Here is a 25,961-nt window from a genome sequence, read left to right on the forward strand (position 1 = left end):
CGGGTCGGATCACAGGAATTCGGGTCGGAGGCGTTATCGTACTGAGTTTGCCGATTATGTCTCGATGTGTGGTTGAGAGTTTCGGAAACGGCGCGAGGGCCGGACCCACAGGGTCCGGCCCTCGCCCGATGCTGCGCCGGCTGTCGGAGCCGCGAGGATCAGAGCTGGGAGACGACCCAGTCGATGCTCTTGGTCAGCTGGGTGATGTCTTCGGGGTCGATCGCCGGGAACATTCCGACACGCAGCTGGTTCCGGCCCAGCTTGCGGTACGGCTCTGTGTCGACGATCCCGTTGGCCCGCAAGATCTTCGCGACCTGCGCCGCATCGACGGACTCGACGAAATCGATGGTGCCGACGACCTGCGACCGCAGAGCCGGATCGGTGACGAAAGGCGTGGCGAACTCGGAAGCCTCGGCCCACTCGTACAGACGCGACGACGAATCCTTGGTGCGCGCGACCGTCCAGTCCAGGCCACCGTTGCTGTTCATCCACTCGATCTGATCGGCGAACAGCAGCAGCGTTGCAAGCGCAGGCGTGTTGTAGGTCTGGTCCTTGCTGCTGTTGTCGACGGCGATCGGCAGCGACAGGAACTCCGGCGTGAACCGGCCCGATGCCTTGATCTCGGCGACCCGCTCGAGCGCTGCCGGGCTCATCAGCGCGATCCACAGACCGCCATCGGCCGCGAAGCACTTCTGGGGCGCGAAGTAGTAGACGTCGGTGTCGGCGATGTTCACGGGGAGTCCGCCCGCACCCGACGTGGCGTCGATCGCGATCAGCGAGTTGCCGGACCCCGCGGGACGGGACACCGGCACAGCGACACCCGTGGACGTCTCGTTGTGTGCCCAGCCGATCAGGTCGACCGACGAGTCGGCGACGATTTCGGGAGCCGAACCCGGATCGGCGCTCACAACTACCGGGTCGCCGATGAACGGGTTGTTCTTCGTGACGGTCGCGAACTTCGACGAGAACTCGCCGTACGTGAAGTGCTGCGAGCGTTCGCGGACCAGGCCGAATGCTGCGGCATCCCAGAATGCGGTGGTGCCACCGTTACCGAGGACCACCTCGTAGCCCTCGGGCAGCGAGAAGAGATCGCGCAGCCCCGAGCGGACCCGAGCCACGACGTCCTTGACAGGCTTCTGGCGGTGGCTGGTGCCGAACACCGAAGCGCCGACGTCGACCAGCGACTGCAGCTGCTCGGGGCGGACCTTGGAGGGACCGCAGCCGAAGCGGCCGTCTGCGGGCTTGAGATCGGCGGGAATGATCGGTGAAGCGTCAGCCATCGGAAAGCGTGTCCTAAGCGTCGAGGGACAAGTGCAGGAGTAGTCTAAACCGCCTCGCCCGGCCGATCACCGATGTGTGATCGAATCCCATCCCGCGACGGTGTCGGCTGCGCGGGGGTCGGGGCCGGTGTAGATCGCGGCAGGACGCACCAGCTTGCCGAGTTTCTTCTGCTCGAGAATGTGTGCGCACCAGCCACCGGTACGACCGCACGTGAACATCGCGGGCATCATCGCGGCGGGAACCTCCGCGAAGTCGAGGATGACCGCGGCCCAGAATTCGACGTTCGTTTCGATCGCGCGGTCCGGACGACGTTCACGCAGCTCGGCGAGGGCGGCCTGCTCGAGCGCAGCGGCGGCCTCGTAGCGCGGCGCGTCGAGGCGCTCGGCGGTGGCGCGCAGCACGCGGGCACGAGGGTCTTCTGCACGATAGACACGGTGCCCGAAGCCCATGAGCTTCTCTTTACGGTCGAGGATGCCCTTGACCATGCCGCGCGGATCTCCGGTGCGCTCGGTTTCCTCGATCATCGGCAGCACGCGCGCCGGTGCCCCGCCGTGGAGGGGACCGGACATCGCGCCGACTGCGCCGGACAGCGCGGCCGGGGCGTCGGCGCCGGTCGAGGCGATGACACGGGCAGTGAAGGTGGAGGCGTTCATGCCGTGCTCGGCGGCGGAGACCCAGTAGGCGTCGATGGCTTCGACGTGCTTGGGGTCGGGCTCGCCCTTCCAGCGCACCATGAAGCGTTCGGTGACGGTCTGTGCTTCGTCGACCCGTTTCTGGGGCACGGCAGGCTGGTAGATGCCGCGCGCGGACTGGGCGACGTAGGACAGGGCCATCACCGCGGACCGGGCGAGGTTGTCGCGGGCGGTGTCGTCGTCGATGTCGAGCAGCGGTGAGAAACCCCAGATGGGTGCGAGCATCGCGAGGCCTGCCTGGACGTCGACACGCACGTCACCGGTGTGGATCGGCAGGGGGAACGGTTCGGCGGGGTGCAGTCCGCGCCCGAACTCGCCGTCGACGAGCAGCGCCCACACGTCGCCGAAGGTGACACCCTTGCCGACGAGTTCCTCGATGTCGACGCCGCGGTATCGCAGTGACCCGCCGTCCTTGTCGGGTTCGGCGATGTCGCTGGTGAAGGCGACGACGCCTTCGAGTCCTGCGACGAAATCCTCGGGTACGGACGCGTGTGGTGCCATGACGGTGTGGCTCTCCTCGTTCACGTGCGGCCCGGTCCGGGCGGCACTGCCGGTGGAATGAGTGCGCAGTGTTGTGATCGGCAGCTCATCTCTGTCGTCGAAGAGGACTCTAGTCTCCCAGACCATCTTCGACCTCCGGGAGGTGCTCGCTGTGGATAATCGGCGAATGGCCGACTCGCAGCAGGAAATCAAGGACGTCCGAGAGTCGGATGAGCGACGTCTCGGCTGGGGCGATCGCTCCGAATCCGCCGACCGGCGAGGGGCGGCGATCGCGGAGTAGCGTCCACATCCGTGCAGCACGATCCGCAGAACCCCTTCGCGTCCATGCGCGTGGACTACACCCCCGCGACCCCGGTAACGGCGTCGCCGGAGACCGATCTGACACCGGAAGACCTCGCCGACGGCTGGTTTCCGTTGGCACGACGATGGCTGGCCGACGCGGTGTCCGCAGGTGCCCCGGAACCGAACGCCATCGTTCTCGGCACCGTCGACGAACACGGACATCCCGCGACCCGGACCGTGTTGTGCAAAGGAATCGATGTCGACGGCGTCACCTTCTTCACCAACTACGGATCGGACAAGGCACGTCACCTCGACGCCGTGCCCTACGCGTCCGCCACATTCGTGTGGTTACCGCTGCACCGGCAGATCGGCATCCGAGGCCAGGTCACTCGAATCCCGGCCGAGGAGACGGAAACCTACTGGCGGACTCGGCCGCGCGGGTCGCAGCTGGGTGCGTGGGCGTCACATCAGTCGCAGCCCGTCGCCTCGCGCGCCGACCTTGACCACGCACTCGTCGAGGCAGGCGAGAGGTTCGGTGTCGACGACGACATTCCGAGGCCTCCTTTCTGGGGAGGATTCCGTATTTCTCCGGAGTTCGTCGAGTTCTGGCAGGGCAGGCCCAACAGGATGCACAACCGTGTCCGGTCCCGGCTCGTCGATGGCAGGTGGTACACGCAACGGCTGCAACCGTGATTCGGGTGTAGCTGTTTGTCGCGACCTGCCCCCGGAGGATTCAAGCCGAGGAGAACTCCACACTCGACATGTTCGGTGCCCGCAATTCGGTGACTGCGATCCGTGCGGCCTCGCCGATCGCCGCATCCACCACCGGTAGTGCAGGTTCCGCGCGTGCGGCGCGGGTGAAGACCGCGACCGCTACCGGGTGCTCACCGGGGAACTCGACGACCGCGACCTCGTTGCGGATGATGCCGATCGTGCCGGTTTTACCCGCAATCGATACTCCGCGATAGGGGAAGGCCGCGGCGATGCGGTGCGGCCAGATCTGGTTGCGCATCACGTTCTTGACGAAGGTCGTCTGCTCGGCGGAGAGTGCGTCGCCTGCCCACACAGCGGCGAGCAGCCGCGTCATCTCCTCGGCGGTGGTCGCGCTGGTGAATGCCGGATCGTATGCGGAGACCGACCACGCCGCGTCGCTGTCGGTGAGGGCCTTGAATGCTTCGACGGTGGTGCGGCTGTCGGTCTCCTCGACCAGTCGCCGGTACATATCGGCGGTACCACCGACGATGTTCGTGCGCTCGAGACCGAGCCGGGCGAGCATGTCGTGGACTGCGACGGGGCCGATCTCTCCGAGCAGCACGTCAGCGGCGGCGTTGTCGGAGACCGTCATCATCGACGCGGCGAGATCGCGTCTGCTCATGGTCACCGGATCACGCATGCTCGCGATGCCGGTCGACCCCGGTGTGCACTCGGACGGATCGATCCGCAGTTCGGACGCCGGGTCGATCCTGCCCGCGTCCACCTCGGCGCAGAACGCGAGGAACAGCGGAAGCTTGTAGACCGACGCGAGTACCACCCGCTCATCACCGTGCACCGACAACATGACGTCGTCGGTCGAGCAGCGGCGCGCGTGCAACCAGCCGCTGCACCCGGCGTCGGCGAACACCGCCCGGATCCGATCGGCCGCCGATCTCATTTCGCGCGCTCGCGGAACAGCACGCGATCGATCGCCGCGACGTGCCGGTCGACCTCGGCGCCGTGACGCCACACGATGCGGACGCGCAGCGCGATGGCATCCGGAGCGAGTGTCAGCCATGCGACGCCGGGCACCGAGCCCGGTGGTGCGGTGGATATTCCGAAGTGCCTTCCGGCTGCGACCGCCGCGAGGATTGTCCGGTCGTCGGGGACGGTCGTCGGGTCGACGTCGAGTCCGCGCTCTCGCAGAAGGTCTTGTGTGGCATCGAAACCCGCCGGGTTTCCGGCTCGCGGGTGTGTGGCGAACGACAGGTCGCAGAGCATCGGGAAGCGGGGCCGCTCGGCTCGGGCGCTGCGGTGCCCGGCAGGCACAACCACCCATCGAGGCACCTTCGTCACCGGTCCGGCCTCGACACCGTCGAGTAGTGCGGGGTGTTCGACGACCGCGAGGTCACACATGCCGGAGCGGACAGCCGCGATCAGATCGGTCGCTGCGGCTACCTCGGTCGCGATTGTCACGTCCGGTTCGGTACGCAGCACTGCGGCGCAGGTGGTAATGATCCGATCGGGGAGTGCGGCCGTCGCGCCCCAGCGCACGACACCGCGGGTCCGCGAGACGCGCTCGGCTTCGGCAAGGAACCGTTCGGAGTCGTCGACGAGCAGCCGTGCTCGGGGGAGCAGTGTGGCGCCGGCGGTGGTCAGGACGGCTCCCCGCTGCGTGCGGTGCACAAGGGTGGTGCCGATGTGCTGCTCCAGCCTTCGAAGTCCTTGTGACAGAGGAGGTTGCGTCATGTCGAGGGCGGCTGCAGCGCGACCGAAGTGACCTTCTTCCGCGACGGTGACGAAGAAGCGGAGGTGGCGGATCAGATCCATGACGCCATTCAACCAGTGCCGGCAGCGCTGCCGTTCGATCGGCGGATCGCGGACTCGATGTCCTCATCTTCCAGGTCGTCTACCAGTGGCGATACTTTTTACGACCCGGCTCGGGCTCGTGCGGATATTGGCGGCCCGGATCGCTCGGGTGCTGTGGTGAGGGCATGACACAGCAGCGAACAACATTGTCCCGCAGATGGTTTCTCAACTCCGCACGTGTGGCGGCATCGATCCCCGTCGCTGCAGCATGCGGATCACCGACTGCCGCAACCGTTCCGGAGCAGACACCGGACGGTGGGCCACCCGAGATGCAGGTCCGCCTGACCGCGCTCGACGAGCGCCTCGCCGAGATCGAGAATCGGCATGCCGTGCGTCTCGCGGTGCACGCACATTCACCGGCAAACGGCCGCACCTACACGCACCGCGGCGACGAACGGTTCGCGATGTGCTCGACGTTCAAGGTGTACGCGGCGGCGGGCATCCTGCAACTCGAAGCCGAGGGGCGACTGCGGCTCGACGACACTGTCGCCGTCGAACCGGGCGACATCGTGGTGAACTCGCCGGTGACATCCGAACATCAAGGCAGGGTGATGACCTACGAGCAGCTCTGCGAGGCCGCGCTCACACGCAGCGACAACACGGCCGGCAACCTCCTGCTGCGACGGCTGGGCGGCCCGGACGCGGTGACCGCGTTCGCACGCTCGGTCGGGGACGATGCGACACGCCTCGACCGGTGGGAACCCGAGCTGAACGACGCCGCGCGCGGCGACGAGCGTGACACTACGACTCCTGCCGGATCGGCACGCGGATACCGGGAACTGCTTCTCGGCTCGGCGCTGGACCCGGCGCGCCGACGAATCCTCACGGGATGGATGCGTGCGAGCGTCACGTCAGATACGAGGATGCGTGCAGGTCTCCCGCCGGGCTGGGTGGCCGCAGACAAGTCGGGGGGAGGAAATTTCGCCACGCTGAATGCCGCCGGGGTGGTCTGGTCGCCGGAGGGGGAGCCGTTGGTACTGGTGATTCTCTCGGACACCACCACCGGCGACCGCGATGCTCCGTTCGCGGACGCTTCGATCGTGGACACGACGGCGGCACTCGTCTCGGCGATGAGTGCTGTGCCCTGACGGTTGGCACTCCTGCCGTGACGCCCCGAATCGGCAGGCCGAATCCGCAGTGAAGACGGTGTCCGCCGGGCAGACTGTTGATCATGTCCGAGCCGATCCATCACTCCATCCGGGGCGGCGGATACCGGGCCGAGGTGTCCGGTACCGGTGCTGCGCTGCTCGCACTCGACTACGACGGCAGCTCGGACGCGCCCGAATCGGCTTCTCGAGGGTCGGTGGAGGCATACCGGCTGGTCGAGAGCTCGCCCGGCCACGAACCCCCACTGGGCTACGTCGGAGCTGTGCTCGCCCCGTGGCCCGGCGGCATCCGCGACGGGCACTTCTATTTCGACGGAATCGAGCATCAGCTCGCCCTCACCGATCCGGAGCGAGGTACTGCGGTCAACGGTCTCGCTTGGCATCGGCGATGGGAGGTGACGGCACACACCGACTCGAGGATCCAGCAGACCTTGGAAGTCGGGCTGCACAAAGGCTGGCCGTACCAATTGCGGTTGACGGTCGCGCACGAACTGGGTCCGGACGGACTCACCGTCACACACACGGCGACGAACGTCGGCGGATACCATTCGCCGTTCGGGTTGGGGGTGCGTCCCTACCTGCGGGCCGGTGACACCCCGCTCGACGAATGCACGCTGCAGTTGGCGGCGGGGACGAGGATGCCTCTCGACCGCGCGCGAGGTCTGCCCGATGCATATTCGCAGTCCGTCACGGACACCGAATACGACTTCACCCGGGCGAGGTTGCTGAGGGACGTGCACCTCGATGTTCCCTTCAGTGCCCTCGACGCGGATCTGGACGGTCGAGCCCGGCATCGACTGTGTGGGCCGGACGGCCGGGGTGTCGAACTCTGGACCGGCCAGGGATTCGGATGGCTGCGGGCGACGACGATCGAGGAAGCTGGAACGCGTGCGCTCGCCCTTGCCCCGATGACGTGCCCACCCGATGCGTTCAATCTCGGTATCGATCTGCTCGTCCTGCAGTCCGGGGAACGGTGGAGCGGACGATGGGGTGTGCGGGCCTGCGACTCCCAGGGCTGAGTTCTGCCGCACTTCGCGTACGATCGATGCTGGTGAGCGGCGTGCATCGACGTCCCGTCGGAGATTCGGAAGGTGCTGTCGGGCCGCCCTCGGTGGTAGGTGCGACACACCGTTCGGGGACTTTCGACCGACCCTGCCTCCGCGCTGCGGCCACGGAACCGTTAGGTTCTACGTGAATGTTCGGAAGTTTCTGGTAGGTCTGAGCTTGAGAGGGATCCTTCGTGCCCGCTGAGAATGACACACAGCCCACCCTCAGCTACCCCGGTGGCGAGCACACAATGGCTATCGCCAAGGCGACGGAAGGCAATGACGGCATCGAGCTCGGCAAGCTCCTTGCGGACACGGGGTACACCACCCTCGATCCCGGATTCGTCAACACCGCCTCCACGAAGTCGGCGATCACATACATCGACGGCGAGAAGGGAATCCTGCGCTACCGCGGATACCCCATCGAGCAGCTCGCGGAGAAGTCGACGTTCATCGAGGTCAGCTATCTGCTGATCTACGGCGAGCTGCCGACCACCGAGCAGCTCGACGTCTTCACCGATCAGATTCGCCGGCACACGCTGCTGCACGAGGATCTCAAGCGATTCTTCGACGGTTTCCCGCGCAACGCGCATCCGATGCCCGTCGTCTCCAGCGCTGTCAACGCGCTGTCCGCGTACTACCAGGACGCCCTCGACCCCGACGATCCCGAGCAGGTCGAGCTCTCCACCATCCGTCTGATGGCCAAGCTGCCGACGATTGCGGCCTACGCCTACAAGAAGTCGGTCGGTCAGCCGTTCCTCTACCCCGACAACTCGCTGTCGCTGGTCGAGAACTTCATGCGGATGACGTTCGGATTCCCGGCCGAGCCGTACCAGATCGACCCCGAGGTCGCGCAGGCTCTCGAGATGCTGCTGATCCTGCACGCCGACCACGAGCAGAACTGCTCGACGTCGACGGTGCGTCTGGTCGGTTCCTCGGATGCGAACCTGTTCACGTCGATCTCCGGCGGCATCAATGCACTCTGGGGTCCGCTGCACGGCGGTGCCAACCAGGCCGTGCTGGAGATGCTCGACGAGATCCAGAAGTCCGGTGGCGACGTCACGGAGTTCGTCCGCAAGGTCAAGAACAAGGAAGACGGTGTGAAGCTCATGGGCTTCGGTCACCGCGTCTACCGTAACTACGACCCGCGTGCTGCGATCGTGAAGAAGACCGCGGACAAGATCCTCAACAAGCTCGGCGCCGGCGACGAGCTGCTCGAGATCGCGATGAAGCTCGAGGAAGCCGCGCTCACCGATGATTACTTCATCGAGCGCAAGCTGTACCCGAACGTCGACTTCTACACGGGCCTGATCTACCGGGCGATGGGCTTCCCGGACCGCATGTTCACCGTGCTGTTCGCGCTGGGTCGTCTGCCGGGCTGGATTGCGCACTGGCGCGAGATGCACTCGGATCCGACCCTGAAGATCGGCCGTCCGCGTCAGATCTACACCGGGTACACCGAGCGCGACTACAAGGGACTCGACGCACGCTGACGTGCGATCGACCATGAGTTCGACGATCGACCGTTCGACGAGGGAGCTGGACCTATGACCAAACCGGAGATCGAATTCCAGGAGGGGCCCGCCCCCACCGAGCTGGTGGTCAAGGACATCACCGTCGGAGACGGGGCAGAGGCTGTTGCGGGCGCAATCGTCGATGTCCACTACGTGGGCGTCGAGTACGACACGGGCGAGGAGTTCGACTCGTCGTGGAGCCGCGGTGAATCGATCCGCTTCCCGCTCGCAGGTCTGATCGCCGGTTGGCAGGAAGGCATCCCCGGCATGAAGGTCGGTGGGCGCCGCCAACTGACGATTCCGCCGGAGCTCGCCTACGGTCCGGCAGGGTCGGGGCACCAGTTGTCCGGCAAGACCCTGGTGTTCATCATCGACCTGCTCGGCGTCCAGGTGCCGCCGGAGCCGCCGGTGATCGAGAAGCCCGAAGGTCCGGCTCCCACAGAGCTGGTCATCGAGGACATCGAGGTCGGCGACGGCGCCGAAGCTCAGCCCGGCGCCACCGTCGACGTCCACTACAAGGGTGTCGAGTTCGACACGGGCGAGGAGTTCGACTCGTCGTGGAGCCGCGGCCAGTCGGTGGCGTTCCCGCTCGCGCGTCTGATCCCGGGCTGGCAGCACGGCATCCCCGGCATGAAGGTCGGCGGCCGTCGCAAGCTGACGGTGCCGCCGGAGCTCGCTTACGGTCCGGCGGGGTCGGGGCATCAGCTGTCCGGTAAGACCCTGGTGTTCGTCATCGACCTGATGGGCACCAACTGATCAGCGCAGTCCGCTGATTCCGATCACATTCGCAGGCCGCGCATCCATGGTGATGCGCGGCCTGCGTTTGTTTCGGGTGGCTACGATCAGTAGCCCGAAGTGGCAAGTCCGTTGTCGGTGATGCTGCCCCGGATGGCTCCGGAGTTGCCGACGGTCCTGCCGAAACTCCACTCGCCGTCGTTGCCGCACACGAGGGCACCATTCCGGGTGCCGGGTGAGGCGTACTCCACCTTCACGACGTTGCCGTTGTCGTCCTCGTGCACGATCGGGCAGCCCTTTCCGGGTCCCCCGACCGGATCGACCTTCGGTTCCGCGGAGGCCGTGGCGGCCCCGCCGAGCACAGCTGCGGCGATCATGATGGTGGCGGCGAAAACTTTGTGGTGCTTCGACATTCGATTCTCCTGGGGCGGGGCGTGGTGGCTGATACAAGAGTGCGCCCTCGGCGGTGTTCACCGAACCCACCCCAGGGGTGGGTTCGAGGCACCCGGCTGGGCGCGATATGTGATCATCGACGGTATGGAGAGCGCACACGGCCGGGTTGCTCACACTGTCCGGAAGTCGAGTTCGGTCCGGGAGGCCTACTCGGCGAGATCGCAGGAATATGTGGATCTGTTCGGCACCATGACCTCGACGCACCCTTCCGACCGTGCGCTGGTGGGCAGTTGGGCCACCGCGCTCACGGGCGCTGTACTCGATGCCGGTTGTGGTCCGGGGCAGTGGACGGGCTTTCTGGCCGAGTGCGGACTGGACGTCAGCGGAATCGATCTCGTGTCCGAGTTCCTCGCACAAGCTCGCGACCGGTATCCGGAGCTCACCTTCGATCTCGGCCGATTCGAACAATTGGACGCCATGACAGCATCATTGGGAGGTGTGCTGTCGTGGTATTCGCTGATCCATCACGATCCGGCGGACATCGCGATTCCGCTCACCGAGTTCGCGCGTGTGATCCGGCCCGGTGGAGGATTGCTGGTGGGTTTCTTCGAAGGTCCGGCCGTGGAAGCATTCGATCATGCCGTGACCACGGCGTTTCGATGGCCGGTCGACGAGCTCGGTCGCGAACTCGCCGACGCCGGCTTCGAGGTGATCGAGGCCCACACGCGAACGGCGAGCGGCCATAGACCGCATGGCGCCATCGCCGCACGGCGCCGAGACTGAATCCTCTTGGAAAGACGGTAGTTACAACGACAACGGGTAGATACAGGACCTTGCGGAGGTTGTATCTGTCCGTTGCTCCGTTTCTATGACGGCCAGCTGTTGTACGGCGAGTCGAAGAACGTGGCCAGCCGTTTGTGCCTGTGCGCGAACAGGGCAGCGACGAGGCGGCGCGCGAGCGTGCCTGCGCCCGGAATCCTCGACAGCGGCACGCGCAACTCGAATGTGAGTCGGTCACGGACCCTGGTGCGGTTCGTAGCGAGCCGATCCAGAGTGCGTTCGTGCTCCCAGCGACTCATGAGGAGCATCGTCGACTTCTCGTGGAACCGACGCCCGGGTTCGAGCGCAGCGATGGACAGGTGGTCGTAGTCCACCGGCAGCACGCCGAATAGCAGTAGTGGAACTCGGGCGAGTGGGCGTCCGATGGGGACCGTGTCCTCGGACAGTGTGTGAGCCCACCGGGGCATGCGCATTGCGAGTACCGGTGCGAGCTCGTCGTTGATCCCCTCGGCGCTCGTGACCCGGGCCCACACAACCGTATTCGGTGCATCGACGGCCGACTCGTGCTCGACGACGATCTCGTTGCTCATCGGTTCCGCTTCCTCTCTGAGGAACACTGCCCTTGCTGGACATCATGCATGCTCGTTGGTGTACTTGTTGGCACAGTGTCCCCCGCGAAAGATCCTCCGAAAGGATTGTCCGTGCCCGCTCCCGTCCTGTCCCGTCGCGACCTCGACTTCTTGCTCTACGACTGGCTCGACGTCGAATCCCTGACGTCGCGGGAGCGTTTCGCCGAGCACTCACGAGACACGTTCGACGCCGTCCTCGATCTGAGCGCCGATCTCGCCACCAAGCATTTCGCGACACACAACAAGAAGGCCGACGCCCAGGAGCCGCAGATCGGCGAAGACGGACGCGTCGAGATCATTCCCGAGGTCAAGGCGGCGCTGGATCTGTTTGCCAAAGCCGGGCTGATCGCCGGGGGCTTCGACGAGTCCCTCGGTGGAATGCAGCTCCCGATGACGCTGCTGCGTGCATCGATGGCGTGGTTCCAGGCTGCCAATGCCGGAACCTCGTCGTACCCGTTCCTCACCGCCGCCAATGCGAGCCTTCTCGTCACTCACGGGAGCAGGGAGCAGATCGAGAGGTTCGTCCCGGCGCTGCTCGAGGGCCGGTTCTTCGGCACGATGTGTCTGTCCGAACCGCAGGCGGGATCGTCGCTGGCAGACATCACAACCAAGGCCGTTCCAGTGGACGACGGCACCTACCGGGTCACCGGGACCAAGATGTGGATCTCCGGCGGAGACCACGAGCTGACCGAGAACATCGTCCACCTGGTGCTCGCCAAGATCTCCGGCGGCCCCGCCGGGGTCAAGGGAATCTCGCTGTTCATCGTACCGAAATTCCTGGTGAACGACGACGGCACGCTGGGCGACCGCAACGATATCGCGCTGGTGGGCCTCAACCACAAGATGGGCAACCGTGGCACCACCAACGCATTGCTCAATCTCGGCGAAGGCACCTTCACACCGGGTGGGCAGGCAGGAGCCGTCGGTCATCTTCTCGGCGAACCGCACAAGGGCTTGCAGTACATGTTCCACATGATGAACGAGGCGCGTATCGGTGTCGGCTTCTTGGCGACCTCGCTGGGTTACGCGGGCTACCTCCAGTCGCTGGACTACGCGCGCACCCGCACACAGGGGAGGCCGATCGGGGCGAAAGACCCTGCATCGCCGCAGGTTCCGCTCATCGAGCATCCCGATATCCGGCGGATGCTGCTCGCGCAGAAATCGTACGTCGAAGGTGCTCTCGCCCTGGGACTGTACTGTTCGAAGCTCGTCGACGAACAGAACACCGCCACGAACGACGAAGCACGTGCCGAAGCAGGGCTGCTCCTCGACGTGCTCACACCGATTGCGAAGTCCTGGCCGTCACAGTGGTGCCTCGAGGCCAACAGTCTGGCGATCCAGGTTCTCGGCGGGTACGGCTACACCCGCGAATTCGACGTCGAGCAGTACTATCGCGACAACCGGCTCAACCCCATCCACGAGGGCACGCACGGCATTCAGGGGATGGATCTGCTGGGGCGCAAAGTCGTCATGCAGGGTGGAGCCGGACTGGCGCTGCTAGGTTCGACGATCGAGGCCACCGTGAAGAAGGCGCTCGCAGCCGGCGGCGATGCGGCCGAGTACGCGCAGCTGTTGCGCGCCGCGACCGAGCGTGTCGGCACCACGACGGCGACGCTGTGGGCGACCGGTGACCCTGCCCTGGCGCTGGCGAATTCGACGGTGTATCTCGAAGCGGTGGGTCACGTGGTGGTCGCATGGATATGGCTCGAGCAGGTGCTGGCCGTAGCCGGCCGCGAGGGCGACTTCTTCGACGGAAAACGTGCGGCGGCGAGGTACTTCTATCGTTTCGAGCTCCCGAAGACCGGACCGCAATTCGATCTGCTCGACGGCCTCGACCGTACGACGCTCGACGTCTCACCGGCTGCGTTCTGATACGACTTCACCACTTCATCGTGAGAGTCCCGCCCACCTCCAGGGCGTGCCAGCGGTCGGCGTAGTCGTCGAATCGGCCGACGATGCGCTCGACCAGCGGGGGGACTGCGTCTGCCGTCATAGGCGGTGGCAGTGCCCGCGCGTGGCCGCGTCGGTACTCCCAGACGGGTAGCGTCATTCCCACCAGTTCCTCGGAGCGGATCAGGTCGGCCTTCGATCGGGAATGCGCGTTGTCTCCCTTTGTCTTTCGGCGCCGGTTTGCCTTGGCTCGTGCGGCGGGGTCGGCGGGCCAGAACAGGCCGTTGTCGCCGGAAGCGAGCTGCCCGAACACCCCGTTGGGAATGCCTGCCTCGACTTCGACGAGGAAATGCAGCAGGTCGTGGGGGAGATAGGGATGCCCGCCGGGACCGTTGCGAGGAGCGAGCGCCGCCCCGGTCTCACGGTGTACGGCGATCTCGTAACTCGTGCCCGGGCCTTTCGTGAACATGACACGCATACCGTGCACGGTAGGTGACGGGCACAGTATGCGCACGTGGTTTTCGGCGCCGCTGGGCCGGTGTGAATCGGCCGGTCCGCGTCAGGAAGATATTTCGTCGATCAGCAGCCGCAGCGCGTGACGTACCGTCTGTGCCAGCACGCTTTCCGGGTCTCCGTCGAAATGCTGTTCTTCGGAGCGTGTTCCACGCGGTCCGGTCGTCGCGAAACATACGGTGCCGGGCGGCCGTCCGTCCTGTGGGTCGGGGCCGCCGGCGCCGGTGACGGCGACGACGATGTCGGAGGCGAGTAACCCGGCCGTCGACTCGGCCATCGTGCGCGCTGCCGATTCGCATACCACCGGCCCCTCGGGCACTTCGAGCAATCCGTGTTTGACGGATCGTGAGTAGGCCACGATCGCGCCGCGAAACCATTCGGAGCTTCCCTTTGCTGCTCCGAGTCGTGCCGCCAGTGTGCCCGCCGTGAGAGATTCGGCGCATCCGATGGTGAAATGGCGGCCGGATGCGAGTGTGCCCAGTTCGTCGATCAGTGCATCGGACAGGTCCGTCCCTTCGACGACATCGTCATCGTGGACATCGGGGTCGTTCCCCCGGCGCGCCATGGTCGGCGTCATGCCTTCGTCGTGAAGCGATTGAAGACGACACCGCTGTCGAACACACGACTTTCCGCCAGCTCGAAGAACTGTGGCTCGAAACCGGTTCGGAACAAGGGAATCCCGTTTCCGGTGATGATCGGAGTGACCTCGACTGCGAGTTCGTCGATCTCCGAGAGCAGCTCACCCGCGAGGGTCCCGCCGCCGCACAACCAGATTCCCCTGCCGTCCTGCTTCTTCAGGTCGCGAACGTATTCGAGTGGGTCGGTCGCCACCACGGTTACGGTGTCGTCGGGGGATTGCTGCAGCGTCTTCGAGAAGACGTACTGCTGGAGATGCGGATAGGCGCTGGTGAGGCCGACGCTGAGCGAGGGCTCCCATGTGCGACGACCCATGACCACCGCGTCGAAGTGCTTGCCGGGCGCCGTGACCTCGAGTTGGTCGCGAACGTGCACCGGCAGTGTCTCGGGATACTCCTCGATCCGGTGAAACATGTGATCGCCCTCGGTGGGAAAGAATTCGGTGCCACCGGAGGGGTCGGCGATGAATCCGTCGAGTGTCGTCGCGACGTAATAGGTCAGTGTGCGCACGCAGCCCTCCTCGAATCTGGGTACAGGCCGAGACCTGATCGAACTGCAACGCTAGAACGGGCTCAGCACCGAAGCCAGCACATTCGACCGGTTTCCACCGAAAAGTTGTCATTCGCTAGTCGGTGGCCGTATCGCGGACCCATCGAGTGAGGATCGTGCCGTCGTCGTCGCACACCAGGTGAGTGCGCCGCATCTCGGTGACAGCGGAGGCGGGGGAATGAGCGATACGGTCCGCAGACCCTGCAGCGAGCAGCGGCGCCCAGGTCAGGCACAGGTCGTCGACGACGCCGTCGGCGATCATACGACCGAACAGTCGGGGGCCTCCCTCACACAGGACTCGGTTCCACCCCGCTCGAGCCACGGCGGCGACGATGGCCTCACCGCCGATGTCACCGTCCGCGATGACACGGACGTCCGCGCCGGCGTCAGCGAGTGTGCGACGTTTCTCCTCCGGCACTGCGCCGCTCGTGAACACAACCGGTGGTACGACGGTGTCGGTGAACAACCGCATCCCCGGATCGAGATTGCCCGATGCAGTGACCACCGCAATCGGTGGCACCGCCGACAAACCCGCGGCGGTGCGGCGTTCCCGAAGAGAATCACTCGTCCGTGCACCGCCGTAGTTTTCGGTGCGCGCGGTGCCTGCACCGACGACGATCACGTCGGCGAGTTCGCGGAGCAGCCCGAACACGACCTTGTCCGCCGGTGTCCCGAGCCCGCCCGAACGGCCGTCGACAGCGACCGCGCCGTCGAGAGAGGACACGAAGTTCGTACGCACCCACGGCTCGGTGAGGTCGGGCGGATAGGCGTACAACTCGTGCAGATCGGAGCCGCCGAGGACTTGGCCGGGCACTGTGGGGTCGTCGAGTCGTCGCATGCCGTCGATCAGATCACGGAGGCGGCAGTACCGTCACGTCACGCGCCGTGCCCGGGATCCAAGTGCCGCACGTCGTCGAACATCACTGGGTCGCTCAGATCCGAGCGGAGTTCGCCGCTATCCGGGGCGAGCAAGAATCCGACGTGGTCTCCGAGGTCGACTCTCCCCACGATGGCGCCGGTGAACCACGCGGCCGCGTCGTCGAGGATCGGTAGCCCGTGTGGTCCGTCGCTCCAGTTGCATTGTGCGAATTTGTCGGTGTCGTCGCCGCTTCGTGAACCGAACAGCTCGGCCAATGCCAGCTGCGACCGGTCGAGTATATGGACCGCGAGATGCTCGGCGGCACCCGCTACCCGGAACGTCCGGTTCTTGTCGGACAGGGCCACCAGAAATCTCGGCGGATCGATCGCGACCTGTGTGGCGAAGCCGACCAGACATCCGCTGCGTTCGTTCACTGCCTTTGTGGTGACGATGAACATCGGATAGTCGAGCCGGCCGACGATGGCCGAGAAGCCGTCGGCCGAGCCGTGGTCGTCGGTGGGCATGCACGCATCGTACGTGGCAAGTAGTCCGAGCCGGCCCGGTTTGACTGTCCGTTCATGCGGTACCCGAGAGGCCATGACGGACCATTCGGAGCCGCGTCCGTCAGCCGCCGAGCTGCTCCCTCAGCGCGTCGAGTACGGCGGGGTCCTCGATGGTCGACGGCACGGTGTACTGCTCGTGGTCGGCGATCTGCCGCATGGTCTTTCGCAGGATTTTGCCGGATCGGGTCTTGGGAAGCGCGTCCACGACTGTCACGTCGCGGAATGTGGCAACAGCCCCGATCTGGTCGCGCACCAGCGCCACCAGTTCCTGGCGAAGGGTTTCGTGGTCGATGTCGACACCGGCCTTGAGCACGACGTATCCGGACGGACGCTGACCTTTGAGTTCGTCGCGGATTCCGACGACGGCGCATTCTGCGATCGCCGCATGTGACGCCACTACGGCCTCCATGCTTCCGGTGGACAGACGGTGGCCTGCGACGTTGATGACATCGTCGGAGCGGCCGAGCACGAAGACGTAGCCGTCGTCGTCGATGAAGCCGGAGTCGCCGGTGAGGTAGTAGCCGGGGAACGTGTCGAGATACGACCGGCGGTAGCGGTCGTCATCGTGCCACAACCCGGTGAGGGTGCCGGGTGGCAACGGCAAGCCGACGACGATGTTGCCCTCGGTGCCTGCCTCGACCTGCTTGCCTTCGCCGTCGACGATCTCGACTCGATAACCCGGGACCGGGACGGTGGGGGAGCCGGCCTTGAGTGGCATCGGGTCGAGTCCGCGCAGGTTCGCGGCGATTGCCCAACCGGTCTCGGTCTGCCACCAGTGGTCGACCACCGGACGTCCCAGGACCTTCGTCGCCCATTCGTAGGTATCGGGGTCGAGACGCTCACCGGCCGCGAACAGCGTCTGCATCGAGGAGATGTCGTATTTCTTCAGCTCGTCGGCGTCGGGATCAGCCTTACGCACGGCCCGAACGGCGGTGGGTGCGGTGAACAGAGCCTTGACTCCGTACTCGGCGATGATTCGCCAGAACGCGCCCGCATCGGGGGTACCGACGGGTTTGCCTTCGTACATGACGGTCGTCGCTCCGGCCAGCAGCGGTCCGTACACGATGTACGAATGGCCGACGACCCAGCCGACGTCGGAGGCGGTCCACCAGACATCGCCCGCGGCGATGTCATAGATGTTGCGCATCGACCACGTGAGTGCGACTGCGTGGCCGCCGTTGTCGCGAACGACGCCCTTCGGCTTCCCGGTGGTGCCGGAGGTGTACAGGATGTAGAGCGGATCGGTTGCAGCCACAGCCACCGGTTCGGCCGGGGAGGTGTCCGCGACGAGCGCATCCCAGTCGAACCATGCGGCCGAGGATGCCTTGTAATCGTCTGCGGAACCGGGGATCTGCTCGCGGTCCTTCACGATCACCGTGTGCGGGGGAGTCTGCGACAACTGCAGTGCCTGATCGACCATCGGCAGGTACTCGATGGTGCGTCCCGGCTCGAGTCCGCCGGATGCCGTCACCAGCAGCACCGGTTGCGCATCGTCGATACGGGTGGCGAGTTCCTTGGCAGCGAACCCGCCGAACACCACCGAGTGCACTGCGCCGATACGGGCGCACGCGAGCATCGCGATGGCGGCCTCGGGGATCATCGGCATGTAGATGATGACGCGATCGCCGGCAACTACGCCCTGGTCCCGCAGGACGCCCGCGAACGTGGCCACTTCGCCGAGGAGCTCCGAGTACGTGTAGGTGCGCTTGGCAGGCACCATCGCCGAATCCCAGATCAGAGCGGGCCGGTCGCCGTTACCTGCTCGGACGTGCCGGTCGAGGGCGTTGACGCTCGTATTGAGGGTGCCGTCCGGGAACCACCGGTACGACGGGGCCCGAGTGTCGTCGAGGGCACGGGTCGGGGCGGTGTCCCACTCGACATCCTGCGCGGCCGCGAGCCAGAACGACTCCGGATCCTCCACACTTCGCCGGAACGCGTCCTCGTACGAGCTCATCGGTTCGTGTCCTTCCTCGACATCGACGTGACCGCGACCACCCTATTCGACACCGTCTGCCGGGCGGGACAGGATCGGACGCATCTGCGCCGGATGGTACCGATGGGTCGGTGAACGGCCGTACCGTGTGAGCATGTCTTTGCTTGCGGAGGATCTGCTGCTTCTCGCGCTCGACGACGACTCGGGAAAGGCGATCGTCGACAGCATCACCCTGCCCCGTGCGCTTGCAGGCGCTGTGCTCCTCGAACTGGCACTCGACAATGTCGTTCTCCTCGATGAGAAAGGGGAGAGGGGAAAGAAGGGCCGGGTCGTGGTGGGCAGTGCGGTGACCACTGACCCGATACTGACCGACGCGGTGGCGCGTCTCGACCAGCGCAGGCCGATGAAACCGGCGGCAGCGATCGAGAAGCTGAGCAAGAACATGAGAGACTCCGTGCTCGAACGTGTCGTGGCGAACGGCTGGGTTCGCGAAGAGCGCGGCAAGGTACTCGGGCTGTTCCCGGCTCGTCGTTGGCCCGCGGTCGACGAGAGTCATGAACGGCGGGTACGCAGCGAGCTTCATTCCGTACTGGTCGACGGGACGACACCCTCGCCCCGCTCAGCAGCGCTGATCTCCTTGTTGTCGGCGACGAAACTGACGCCGAAGATCTTCCCCGATGCCGACAAGAAGAGAGTTGCAGAGCGTGCCAAGGACATAGCCGAAGGTCAGTGGGCAGGTCAGGCAGTTCGTCAAGCGGTCGATGCGATCAACACCGCGATCCTCGTTGCCGTCACCGTGCCCGCAGTGGTAGCGAGCAGCTGAGCGCCGCGACTCAGGCGGGCAAGCCCAGAGCCCGGAAGCGGGAGATTCGGCGCTGGTAACGCTCGTCGGCGGGTTCATCTGCAAGAGAGGACAACTCGCACGCTACTGCGGCGCCGACCCGTTTGAGGAACTGGATCGGCTCATCTGCTGCATCCTGCTGCTCAGGTATGACACCGTCGATGATCCCGTTGCGCAACAGATCCCTCGAGCGAATCCCCTGCGCCTCGGCCATCCGAGGAGCGTGGGTGGTGTCGCGGTGGACGATCGCGCTTGCGCCTTCCGGGGGCAGCGGTGCCAGCCAGCCGTGTTGCGCGCACAGCACCCGATCCGCAGGAAGCAACGCGAGAGCGCCGCCTCCGGTGCCCTGGCCGAGCAACACGGACACGGTCGGCGTCGGCAATGTCACCAGATCCGCGAGGCAACGGGCGATCTCTGGCGCAAGCCCACGTTCCTCGGCTTCCTTCGACAACGCCGCACCCAGTGTGTCGATGACGAGGACCAGGGGGAGTTGTAGTTCGTCGGCAAGTCTCATTGCGCGTCGTGCTTCCCGTAGCGCTCCGGGACCCATTGGTGCTGCGGCCGATTGGCCACTGCGGTCCTGTCCGAACAACACGCACGACACACCGCGGAACCGCGCCAGAGACAACATCACCGTGGCATCGGATTCGCCCTCACCGGTACCGGACAAAGGCACCTGAGCTGACGCCGCGTGCCGCAACAGCTGACGGATTCCGGGACGCTCGGGTCTGCGGGTGAGGATCACCGACTGCCAGGCCGGAATATCGGGGATGTCGTCGACATCGGTGAGTGCAGACTCTGCGGAGGTGTCGGGTTGATCGGGTTCGACGAGAACCCGCAGCAGCCGATGCACCACCTGTCGGATGCCCGCGAGCGGGATCACCCCGTCGATCACGCCGCGCCGATGCAGGTTCTCGGCGGTCTGGACTCCTTCGGGGAAGTCCTCCTGGTACAGGGCCTTGTAGACGCGTGGACCGAGGAAGCCGACGAGTGCACCGGGCTCTGCCGCGGTGACGTGACCGAGCGACCCCCAGGACGCGAACACCCCGCCGGTGGTGGGGTTTCTCAGGTACACGAGGTAGCCGAGATGCGCGGCCTTGTGCGCCGCTACCGCAGCCGCGATCTTCACCATCTGCACGAACGCGAGGGTGCCCTCCTGCATGCGGGTTCCGCCCGAGGTGGGTGACGCGAGCAGCGGGAGTCCCTCCGCGGTGGCACGTTCGATCGCGGAGACGATTCGCTCGGACGCAGCTACCCCGATCGACCCTGCGAGGAAAGCGAATTCGCAGGCGATCAGCGCGACCCGGCGTCCGTGTACGGTTCCGACTCCGGTGAGTACCGACTCGTCCACGCCGGACTTCTCTGCGGCGCGCGCGAGTTCGGTGCGGTAGGAGTCGTCGGGCTCGACATCGAGCGGTGGCTCGTCCCACGAGGTGAAGCTACCTTTGTCGAGCACGGCATCGATGAACTGATGTGCAGAGATCCTACTGCCTGCCACGCTGCCTCCCATTCGATCCGGTCACGTGCGACTCTACGACGCGTCCTGGACAGACGAGGGGGCGGTTGTGTGCGAGTTCGACGAGAATCTCGCGCACAACCGCCCCCTCGTTCGGGTTCAGCGACCGAGCGCTTCCTTCCAGGTCACCGTGCGCCCGATGCGCAGGATCGAACGCTGGTAGATTTTCGCAGCCACCAGGCCGAGCAGTGCGGTGACCGCGACCATCAGCACGATGGTGCCCACGATCTGGAACGGCGACGCGACCCCGGCCGCGATGCGCAGGGGCATCAGGATGGCCGAGAACGGCGGGATCCAGCTCAGCACGGTGCTCCATGTGGCCTCGGGATCGTCGATCGACGAGAACGCCGCGAAGAACATCGCCAGAATGATGAACATGAGCGGACCGGAGGTGGAGTTGACGTCCTCCTGCCGCGACACCATCGACCCGGCAGCGGCGTAGAGCACCGCGAAGAATGCGAAGCCGAGTACGAACCAGCCGAGAGTGCCTGCGAACACGCTGATCGCGGTACCGGTGATGGTGAGAGTGTCGGTGGCCAGCGCAGCACCGACGCCCACAACACCGTACGCCGCGAGCTGTAGCAGACCGACGGCGCCGATACCGAGAATCTTGCCCCACAGCAACTGCAGCGGACGCAGTGTCGAGAGCAGCAGTTCGACCACGCGCGACGACTTCTCTTCGACGACACCCATGGCGACGTACATTCCGAACATGAGGATCTGCATGTAGAGCAGGATCACCGCGACGATCGCGAGGATCATGCGTTCACCCTGTTCGGGGTCCGGCGGGTCGATGGCTTCGACCGTGACGGTGGCCTGTGCGGCCGCAGCGGCGATCTCTGCCGGATCGACACCCTGGCCGGTCAGCGCAGCGGACTGTGCTTCCTGCGCAACAGCGGCATCGATCAGGGTCTTCAACGTGGAGTCGATGTCGGATTCGGTGAGGGCGACGACGCTGCCGTCGTCGCCGGGAATCAGGGCGACTTCGAGCTCACCTGCGGCGATTTCGGTGCGTCCGGCGTCGGCGTCCGGAAGTTCGGAGATCTCGAGCGGTGATCCGGTGGCGTCGCCGAGCGCGCCGAGGGTTGTGCTCAGGCTCGACGTTCCGACGATGCCGACGGTGGGCCGCTCCTCGTCACCCCCACCGAAGACGGACATGGCAACGATGCCCGCAACGATCGCGACCAGGATGATCGCGTTGCTGATGAGGAAGCTCTTCTTCTGAACTTGAGTCTGGAACTCGCGACCGGCGACGAGGCCGATGGCGCGCGTGGTGGACAACGGGGCGCTCATGCGGCGACCACCTCTCGGAACAGATCGGTCAGGGACGGCTGGTGCAGGGAGAACTCGTGGACGGGACCTGTTTCGAGCGCGGTCTTGAGGATCTGCTGGTCGTCGACGCCGGACGAGACCGACAGGACGGTCCGGTCACCCGAGTGTTCGACGGTCGTGACACCCGGGAGCCCGTTCGCCCATCCGGTCGGGGCTTGAGGAGCGTGCACCACGAGGCGCGAATCTCCACCGGAGCGCAGTTCGTCCACGGTACCCACGGCGCGCATCTGCCCCTTGGAAATGATGCCGACGCGCTGGCACAGACGCTGCACGAGATCGAGTTGGTGGCTCGAGAAGATGACGGGGACACCCTCATTCGCCTTCTCTACCAGCACGTCGCTCATGACGTCCACGGCGACGGGGTCGAGTCCGGAGAACGGCTCGTCGAGGACGAGAACCTTCGGGTCGTGGACGAGGGCTGCGGCGAGCTGCACTCGCTGCTGGTTGCCGAGCGAGAGCGAATCGACCGTGTCGCCGAGGCGCTCAGCGATTCCCAGTCGCTTCGTCCAGCGCTGCACCGCGTCGGATGCTTCTGTCTTCGACAGACCGTGGAGTTGAGCGAGGTAGGAAAGTTGTTTTCCCACTTTCATCTTCGGGTACAGACCGCGCTCTTCCGGCATATACCCGATGGTGCGGCGCACGTCGAGGTCGACGGGGTTGCCGTCGAGCCGGACTTCGCCGGAGTCGGCGGCAAGCACTCCGAGGATGATGCGCATGGTGGTGGTCTTGCCTGCGCCGTTGCTGCCGACGAAGCCGAACAGTTCGCCGGGGTGGACGTCGAAGCTCGCGCCGTCCAGAGCGACTGTGCTGCCGTAGCGTTTCGAGAGATTGTCGATTGTGAGTGTCACGTTTTCAGTCCTCAGGGTCGTCGTCGGGGCGGTTCCAGGCGAGCAGGACCGCGGGGAGGCATCCGCTGAACAGTATCGATGCGAGCGCGAATCCGCCCGCTGAGTACGCGAGCGATTGATGGTCGAGCGAATCGGTTGCCCCGCCGAACAGAAGTGCGAAAATCGGTATCAGCAGCAGAGTTTGAGCAACCGACAGACCGATGGAACGGGCGCTGTTCCGTTCGGCGATTTCGCGTTCGTCGAGTGCATGGCGCGGTGCGTCCGATTGGCGGCCCGACACGATCTGGAGGCACGTCCAGGTGAGCAGGAACACCAGGGTTGTCGGCAGCCAGGCAAGTGCGGCGGTGATCGAGAAGTACGAGACGATCGCGATGACGAACATGATTGCGAGCAGGGTCATCACGGTGCCTGCGAGAGCGCGTCGACGTTTCTGGGTGCGCCAGTTCGGTAGCCAGTGAGCGGTCAGGGCCTCGTTCTCGAGGAACCGTCGGGTGCGATAGGTCTCGTAGCGGTCGAGCAGTGTTTCGGCGGGCATGTCTCAGGCCTCCTTCCGAGGTTTGTAGAGCTCGGTCGACAAGGGTGTGAACTCCGTGCGGGAGAAGACGGCTTCCACTGGTAGGGAGAACACATCGCAGATGCGGAACGCGAGGTCCAGGCTCGGATAGTGGTTGCCGCGTTCGAGCGCGCCCACTGTCTGCGGGTTCACGTCGATGAGCTCGGCAAGCTGTGCGCGGCTCATGCCACGCTCCGCGCGCAGTACGCGGATGCGGTTGTAGATGGGGAGCGTTTCCCCACGACGTACCGGACTCATAGAACAAAGTGTTGTGAAAACACAACGATTTGTCAACGTGAACATTCAGATAGAACGGATTTCCAACTTTTGATCGCCTCGAAGACCGCACAAACCCGGCGTCGTACACGGGGAGGGTGTCAGGACTGTGAGGGTGTCAGTCCTCGTTGAAGCCGCGAAGCCGGTCCATCTCGCGCCGCTCCTTCTTGGTCGGCCGTCCTGCGCCGCGGTCACGACGTGGAATGGACGCGAGAACCTCCTTCGGCGGCGGGGGAGGGCTGTGATCGATGTACGTCGTGGCCGCGATCGGTGCACCGACCCGCTTGTTCACCAGCTGCGCGACCTCGACGACCTTCTCCATGCCGTGCACACGAACCCGCACCTCGGTGCCGATCGTGACGGGAGTCGACGGCTTCGCCGTGACCCCGTCGACACGTACGTGCCCGCCCCGGCATGCGCTCGCCGCTGCCGAGCGGGTCTTGAACAACCGCACCGACCACGTCCAGCTGTCGACCCGAACACTTCCACCCATTTACAGCAACTCCTCGCTCAGTTCTCCGCCTTCCAGCTTCCACCTGCGCGTCGCGCGGGTGGTCTCCAGCATGCGCCGATCATGGGTCACCAGCAGCAGAGTGCCGTCGAAACTCTCGATGGCCTGCTCGAGCTGTTCGATTGCAGGAAGGTCGAGGTGGTTGGTGGGTTCGTCGAGCACCAGCAGATTCACGCCGCGGGCCTGGAGCAGGGCGAGACCTGCCCGGGTGCGTTCGCCCGGTGACAGCGACGACGCCGGCCGCATCACGTGATGACCTTTGAGCGCGAATTTCGCGAGCAGTGTGCGGACATCGGCATCCGGCCACTCGGGCACGTGTGTGCCGAAGGCTTCGACCAGAGGCTCGTTGCCCTCGAACAGTCCACGCGCCTGGTCGATTTCGCCCACCAGAACCCCGGACCCGAGTGAAGCGCGACCCGCGTCCGGGGTGAGCGTGCCCAGCAGCAGACGCAGCAGAGTCGTCTTTCCCGCACCGTTGGGACCGGTGACGACGATCCGGTCGCCCCACTGCACCTGGGTGCTGACCGGGCCGAGCGTGAACGCGCCCCGAGTCACGACCGCGCCGTCGAGGGACGCAACCATCGTGCCGCTGCGCGGCGCCGCGGCGATGGACATGCGCAGTTCCCATTCCTTACGGGGTTCCTCGACCACCTCGAGGCGCTCGATCCGTCGCTGAGTCTGCCGCGCCTTCGCTGCTTGCTTCTCGGTGGATTCGGCCCGAACCTTCCGTCCGGCCTTGTCGTTGTCCTTCGTTTTGCGTCGGGCATTGCGCACGCCGTGTTCGAGCCAGTTGCGTTGCATCTGCGCGCGATCCTCGAGCGCCGACTTGGTGTCGGCGTACTCGTCGTACTGTTCGCGTGCGTGTCTTCGCGCAACCTCGCGCTCGACGAGATACGCCTCGTAACCCCCGTCGTACACAGAGATCTGTTGCTGCACAGGATCGAGTTCGACGATCCCCGTCACTGTTCGGGCCAGGAACTCCCGATCGTGACTGATGACCATCAGCGCAATCCGGGTGTCGGCGACGAACCGCTCGAGCTGGTCGAGCCCGGCCAGATCCAGATCGTTCGTCGGCTCGTCGAGCAAGAGCACGTCGTAGCGCGACAGCAACAGCGCTGCCAGTCCGGCGCGGGCGGCCTGCCCCCCGGACAGACCCTCCATCGGGGCATCGAGACCCACGTCGAGGCCGAGGTCGGCGACGACCTTCTTGGCTCGTTCCGCGAGATCTGCTCCGCCGAGCGCGAGCCATCGTTCGAGTGCGGGGGTGTAGTCGTCGACGTCGGAGGTGCCCAGCGCTTCGGCTGCGGCATTCATGGTGTTCTCGGCGTCGGCGACGCCGGTGCGGCGTCCCAGGAAACCGAGGATGGTCTCCCCGGGCACCCGCTCGGGTTCTTGCGCGAGGTACCCGACAGTCGCATCGGGCGGGCTCAACGTGACGGAACCGGTGACGTCGGCGCTTCCCGTACCGGCAAGGGTTGTGAGCAGGGTCGACTTGCCTGCGCCGTTTGCGCCTACCAGCCCGATCACGTCGCCGGGCGCGACCGTCAGGTTCAGTCCGTCGAACAAGGTGCGTTCGCCGCGGGATGCCGACAGGTCGCTGATACGTAGGGTTGCGCTCAC

The 25,961-nt window shown here is 65.4% G+C and carries 27 protein-coding genes and 1 pseudogene; 9 read left to right on the top strand and 19 right to left on the bottom strand.

The features are described from left to right. Positions 1-158: 158 nt before the first annotated feature. Both serC and MWU77_RS01620 read right to left on the bottom strand, forming a co-directional pair. A complete protein-coding gene (gene serC, locus MWU77_RS01615; RefSeq protein WP_247272780.1) occupies positions 159-1,280 on the bottom strand; it encodes a phosphoserine transaminase in 1,122 nt (373 codons plus the stop codon). 66 nt (positions 1,281-1,346) lie between these two features. Next, positions 1,347-2,474 (bottom strand): citrate synthase 2, encoded by a 1,128-nt coding sequence (locus MWU77_RS01620; protein ID WP_169688475.1) that lies wholly within the window; start codon positions 2,472-2,474, stop codon positions 1,347-1,349. 324 nt (positions 2,475-2,798) lie between these two features. Between MWU77_RS01620 and pdxH the strand changes: the two genes are divergently transcribed. After that, complete coding sequence (gene pdxH, locus MWU77_RS01625) at positions 2,799-3,449, top strand: pyridoxamine 5'-phosphate oxidase (protein WP_169688476.1); 651 nt, start codon at positions 2,799-2,801, stop codon at positions 3,447-3,449. 40 nt (positions 3,450-3,489) lie between these two features. Here the strand turns inward: pdxH and MWU77_RS01630 are convergent, their stop codons facing one another. Next, entirely contained in the window at positions 3,490-4,407 is a 918-nt protein-coding gene (locus MWU77_RS01630) for a serine hydrolase (protein WP_247272781.1), read from the bottom strand. Next, positions 4,404-5,279: a LysR family transcriptional regulator gene (locus MWU77_RS01635; RefSeq protein WP_247272782.1), complete on the bottom strand. Its 876-nt coding sequence runs from the start codon at positions 5,277-5,279 to the stop codon at positions 4,404-4,406. The genes MWU77_RS01630 and MWU77_RS01635 overlap by 4 nt, the downstream gene beginning before the upstream one ends. 164 nt (positions 5,280-5,443) lie before the next feature. Between MWU77_RS01635 and bla the strand changes: the two genes are divergently transcribed. From bla to MWU77_RS01660, 5 genes and pseudogenes are all read left to right on the top strand, one after another. After that, positions 5,444-6,406: a class A beta-lactamase gene (gene bla, locus MWU77_RS01640; protein WP_247272783.1), complete on the top strand. Its 963-nt coding sequence runs from the start codon at positions 5,444-5,446 to the stop codon at positions 6,404-6,406. A gap of 83 nt (positions 6,407-6,489) precedes the next feature. Beyond that, the gene (locus MWU77_RS01645) at positions 6,490-7,443 is read left to right on the top strand and encodes an aldose 1-epimerase family protein (protein WP_247272784.1); all 954 of its coding nucleotides are present in this window, start codon (positions 6,490-6,492) and stop codon (positions 7,441-7,443) included. A gap of 221 nt (positions 7,444-7,664) precedes the next feature. Beyond that, positions 7,665-8,963, top strand: a complete 1,299-nt coding sequence (locus MWU77_RS01650; protein ID WP_169688412.1) for a citrate synthase — start codon at positions 7,665-7,667, stop codon at positions 8,961-8,963. A gap of 54 nt (positions 8,964-9,017) precedes the next feature. Further along, positions 9,018-9,365, top strand: a pseudogene (locus MWU77_RS01655) (FKBP-type peptidyl-prolyl cis-trans isomerase); the annotation flags it as partial. A gap of 9 nt (positions 9,366-9,374) precedes the next feature. Further along, entirely contained in the window at positions 9,375-9,740 is a 366-nt protein-coding gene (locus tag MWU77_RS01660) for an FKBP-type peptidyl-prolyl cis-trans isomerase (RefSeq protein WP_247273043.1), read from the top strand. 86 nt (positions 9,741-9,826) lie between these two features. Here MWU77_RS01660 and MWU77_RS01665 read toward each other — a convergent pair whose 3' ends face one another. Further along, the gene (locus tag MWU77_RS01665; protein WP_240959144.1) at positions 9,827-10,132 is read right to left on the bottom strand and encodes a hypothetical protein; all 306 of its coding nucleotides are present in this window, start codon (positions 10,130-10,132) and stop codon (positions 9,827-9,829) included. Between the two features lie 124 nt (positions 10,133-10,256). On the opposite strand from MWU77_RS01665, the gene MWU77_RS01670 reads away from it, so the two are divergent. Then, positions 10,257-10,895, top strand: coding sequence for a class I SAM-dependent methyltransferase (locus MWU77_RS01670; RefSeq protein WP_247272785.1), 639 nt, complete (start codon positions 10,257-10,259; stop codon positions 10,893-10,895). 83 nt (positions 10,896-10,978) lie between these two features. On the opposite strand, the gene MWU77_RS01675 is transcribed toward MWU77_RS01670, so the two are convergent. After that, on the bottom strand, positions 10,979-11,470 hold the full coding sequence (locus MWU77_RS01675; RefSeq protein WP_247273044.1) for a hypothetical protein: 492 nt from the start codon (positions 11,468-11,470) through the stop codon (positions 10,979-10,981). A gap of 123 nt (positions 11,471-11,593) precedes the next feature. Between MWU77_RS01675 and MWU77_RS01680 the strand changes: the two genes are divergently transcribed. After that, a complete protein-coding gene (locus MWU77_RS01680) occupies positions 11,594-13,393 on the top strand; it encodes an acyl-CoA dehydrogenase (protein ID WP_247272786.1) in 1,800 nt (599 codons plus the stop codon). Between the two features lie 7 nt (positions 13,394-13,400). Here the strand turns inward: MWU77_RS01680 and MWU77_RS01685 are convergent, their stop codons facing one another. From MWU77_RS01685 to MWU77_RS01710, 6 genes are all read right to left on the bottom strand, one after another. Beyond that, complete coding sequence (locus MWU77_RS01685; RefSeq protein WP_169688416.1) at positions 13,401-13,889, bottom strand: hypothetical protein; 489 nt, start codon at positions 13,887-13,889, stop codon at positions 13,401-13,403. An 81-nt stretch (positions 13,890-13,970) separates the two neighbouring features. Beyond that, positions 13,971-14,501, bottom strand: a complete 531-nt coding sequence (locus MWU77_RS01690) for a CinA family protein (protein ID WP_247272787.1) — start codon at positions 14,499-14,501, stop codon at positions 13,971-13,973. Then, positions 14,498-15,070: a dihydrofolate reductase family protein gene (locus tag MWU77_RS01695; protein WP_169688417.1), complete on the bottom strand. Its 573-nt coding sequence runs from the start codon at positions 15,068-15,070 to the stop codon at positions 14,498-14,500. The genes MWU77_RS01690 and MWU77_RS01695 overlap by 4 nt, the downstream gene beginning before the upstream one ends. Before the next feature lie 115 nt (positions 15,071-15,185). After that, complete coding sequence (locus tag MWU77_RS01700; RefSeq protein WP_247272788.1) at positions 15,186-15,947, bottom strand: pyrimidine reductase family protein; 762 nt, start codon at positions 15,945-15,947, stop codon at positions 15,186-15,188. Positions 15,948-15,985: 38 nt separating this feature from the next. Then, entirely contained in the window at positions 15,986-16,492 is a 507-nt protein-coding gene (locus MWU77_RS01705; RefSeq protein WP_169688419.1) for a flavin reductase family protein, read from the bottom strand. A gap of 100 nt (positions 16,493-16,592) precedes the next feature. Further along, positions 16,593-18,485 carry a propionyl-CoA synthetase gene (locus MWU77_RS01710; RefSeq protein WP_247272789.1) on the bottom strand — a complete coding sequence of 631 codons (1,893 nt, stop codon included), beginning with the start codon at positions 18,483-18,485 and terminating at the stop codon, positions 16,593-16,595. Between the two features lie 133 nt (positions 18,486-18,618). Here MWU77_RS01710 and MWU77_RS01715 point away from each other — a divergent pair, with 133 nt between their 5' ends. After that, complete coding sequence (locus MWU77_RS01715; RefSeq protein WP_169688421.1) at positions 18,619-19,287, top strand: GPP34 family phosphoprotein; 669 nt, start codon at positions 18,619-18,621, stop codon at positions 19,285-19,287. Between the two features lie 10 nt (positions 19,288-19,297). Here MWU77_RS01715 and MWU77_RS01720 read toward each other — a convergent pair whose 3' ends face one another. The 7 genes from MWU77_RS01720 to MWU77_RS01750 all read right to left on the bottom strand — a co-directional run bounded on the left by MWU77_RS01720 (position 19,298) and on the right by MWU77_RS01750 (position 25,961). Then, on the bottom strand, positions 19,298-20,815 hold the full coding sequence (locus MWU77_RS01720; protein ID WP_247272790.1) for an acetyl-CoA carboxylase carboxyltransferase subunit alpha/beta: 1,518 nt from the start codon (positions 20,813-20,815) through the stop codon (positions 19,298-19,300). A gap of 105 nt (positions 20,816-20,920) precedes the next feature. Further along, entirely contained in the window at positions 20,921-22,114 is a 1,194-nt protein-coding gene (locus MWU77_RS01725) for an ABC transporter permease (protein ID WP_247272791.1), read from the bottom strand. After that, complete coding sequence (locus MWU77_RS01730; RefSeq protein WP_247272792.1) at positions 22,111-23,001, bottom strand: ABC transporter ATP-binding protein; 891 nt, start codon at positions 22,999-23,001, stop codon at positions 22,111-22,113. Before MWU77_RS01730 ends, MWU77_RS01725 begins: the two co-directional genes overlap by 4 nt. Before the next feature lie 4 nt (positions 23,002-23,005). Beyond that, positions 23,006-23,536 (bottom strand): hypothetical protein, encoded by a 531-nt coding sequence (locus MWU77_RS01735; RefSeq protein WP_169688425.1) that lies wholly within the window; start codon positions 23,534-23,536, stop codon positions 23,006-23,008. Between the two features lie 3 nt (positions 23,537-23,539). Next, positions 23,540-23,812 (bottom strand): helix-turn-helix transcriptional regulator, encoded by a 273-nt coding sequence (locus MWU77_RS01740; protein ID WP_054806144.1) that lies wholly within the window; start codon positions 23,810-23,812, stop codon positions 23,540-23,542. 136 nt (positions 23,813-23,948) lie between these two features. Continuing rightward, positions 23,949-24,323: an RNA-binding S4 domain-containing protein gene (locus MWU77_RS01745; RefSeq protein ID WP_169688426.1), complete on the bottom strand. Its 375-nt coding sequence runs from the start codon at positions 24,321-24,323 to the stop codon at positions 23,949-23,951. Next, positions 24,324-25,961: an ABC-F family ATP-binding cassette domain-containing protein gene (locus tag MWU77_RS01750; RefSeq protein WP_247272793.1), complete on the bottom strand. Its 1,638-nt coding sequence runs from the start codon at positions 25,959-25,961 to the stop codon at positions 24,324-24,326. It lies immediately after the preceding gene.

Origin of the sequence: Rhodococcus sp. F64268 (assembly GCF_023015605.1) — a bacterium.
Classification (GTDB): domain Bacteria; phylum Actinomycetota; class Actinomycetes; order Mycobacteriales; family Mycobacteriaceae; genus Rhodococcus.

Bases quoted from the DNA above. Each gene is read 5' to 3' on its own strand.
- serC (WP_247272780.1), bottom strand. From the start codon at position 1,280: ATGGCTGACGCTTCACCGATCATTCCCGCCGATCTCAAGCCCGCAGAC.
- MWU77_RS01620 (WP_169688475.1), bottom strand. From the start codon at position 2,474: ATGGCACCACACGCGTCCGTACCCGAGGATTTCGTCGCAGGACTCGAA.
- pdxH (WP_169688476.1), top strand. From the start codon at position 2,799: ATGCGCGTGGACTACACCCCCGCGACCCCGGTAACGGCGTCGCCGGAG.
- MWU77_RS01630 (WP_247272781.1), bottom strand. From the start codon at position 4,407: ATGAGATCGGCGGCCGATCGGATCCGGGCGGTGTTCGCCGACGCCGGG.
- MWU77_RS01635 (WP_247272782.1), bottom strand. From the start codon at position 5,279: ATGGATCTGATCCGCCACCTCCGCTTCTTCGTCACCGTCGCGGAAGAA.
- bla (WP_247272783.1), top strand. From the start codon at position 5,444: ATGACACAGCAGCGAACAACATTGTCCCGCAGATGGTTTCTCAACTCC.
- MWU77_RS01645 (WP_247272784.1), top strand. From the start codon at position 6,490: ATGTCCGAGCCGATCCATCACTCCATCCGGGGCGGCGGATACCGGGCC.
- MWU77_RS01665 (WP_240959144.1), bottom strand. From the start codon at position 10,132: ATGTCGAAGCACCACAAAGTTTTCGCCGCCACCATCATGATCGCCGCA.
- MWU77_RS01670 (WP_247272785.1), top strand. From the start codon at position 10,257: ATGGAGAGCGCACACGGCCGGGTTGCTCACACTGTCCGGAAGTCGAGT.
- MWU77_RS01685 (WP_169688416.1), bottom strand. From the start codon at position 13,889: ATGCGTGTCATGTTCACGAAAGGCCCGGGCACGAGTTACGAGATCGCC.
- MWU77_RS01690 (WP_247272787.1), bottom strand. From the start codon at position 14,501: ATGACGCCGACCATGGCGCGCCGGGGGAACGACCCCGATGTCCACGAT.
- MWU77_RS01700 (WP_247272788.1), bottom strand. From the start codon at position 15,947: ATGCGACGACTCGACGACCCCACAGTGCCCGGCCAAGTCCTCGGCGGC.
- MWU77_RS01705 (WP_169688419.1), bottom strand. From the start codon at position 16,492: ATGCCCACCGACGACCACGGCTCGGCCGACGGCTTCTCGGCCATCGTC.
- MWU77_RS01710 (WP_247272789.1), bottom strand. From the start codon at position 18,485: ATGAGCTCGTACGAGGACGCGTTCCGGCGAAGTGTGGAGGATCCGGAG.
- MWU77_RS01715 (WP_169688421.1), top strand. From the start codon at position 18,619: ATGTCTTTGCTTGCGGAGGATCTGCTGCTTCTCGCGCTCGACGACGAC.
- MWU77_RS01720 (WP_247272790.1), bottom strand. From the start codon at position 20,815: ATGGGAGGCAGCGTGGCAGGCAGTAGGATCTCTGCACATCAGTTCATC.
- MWU77_RS01725 (WP_247272791.1), bottom strand. From the start codon at position 22,114: ATGAGCGCCCCGTTGTCCACCACGCGCGCCATCGGCCTCGTCGCCGGT.
- MWU77_RS01735 (WP_169688425.1), bottom strand. From the start codon at position 23,536: ATGCCCGCCGAAACACTGCTCGACCGCTACGAGACCTATCGCACCCGA.
- MWU77_RS01740 (WP_054806144.1), bottom strand. From the start codon at position 23,812: ATGAGTCCGGTACGTCGTGGGGAAACGCTCCCCATCTACAACCGCATC.
- MWU77_RS01745 (WP_169688426.1), bottom strand. From the start codon at position 24,323: ATGGGTGGAAGTGTTCGGGTCGACAGCTGGACGTGGTCGGTGCGGTTG.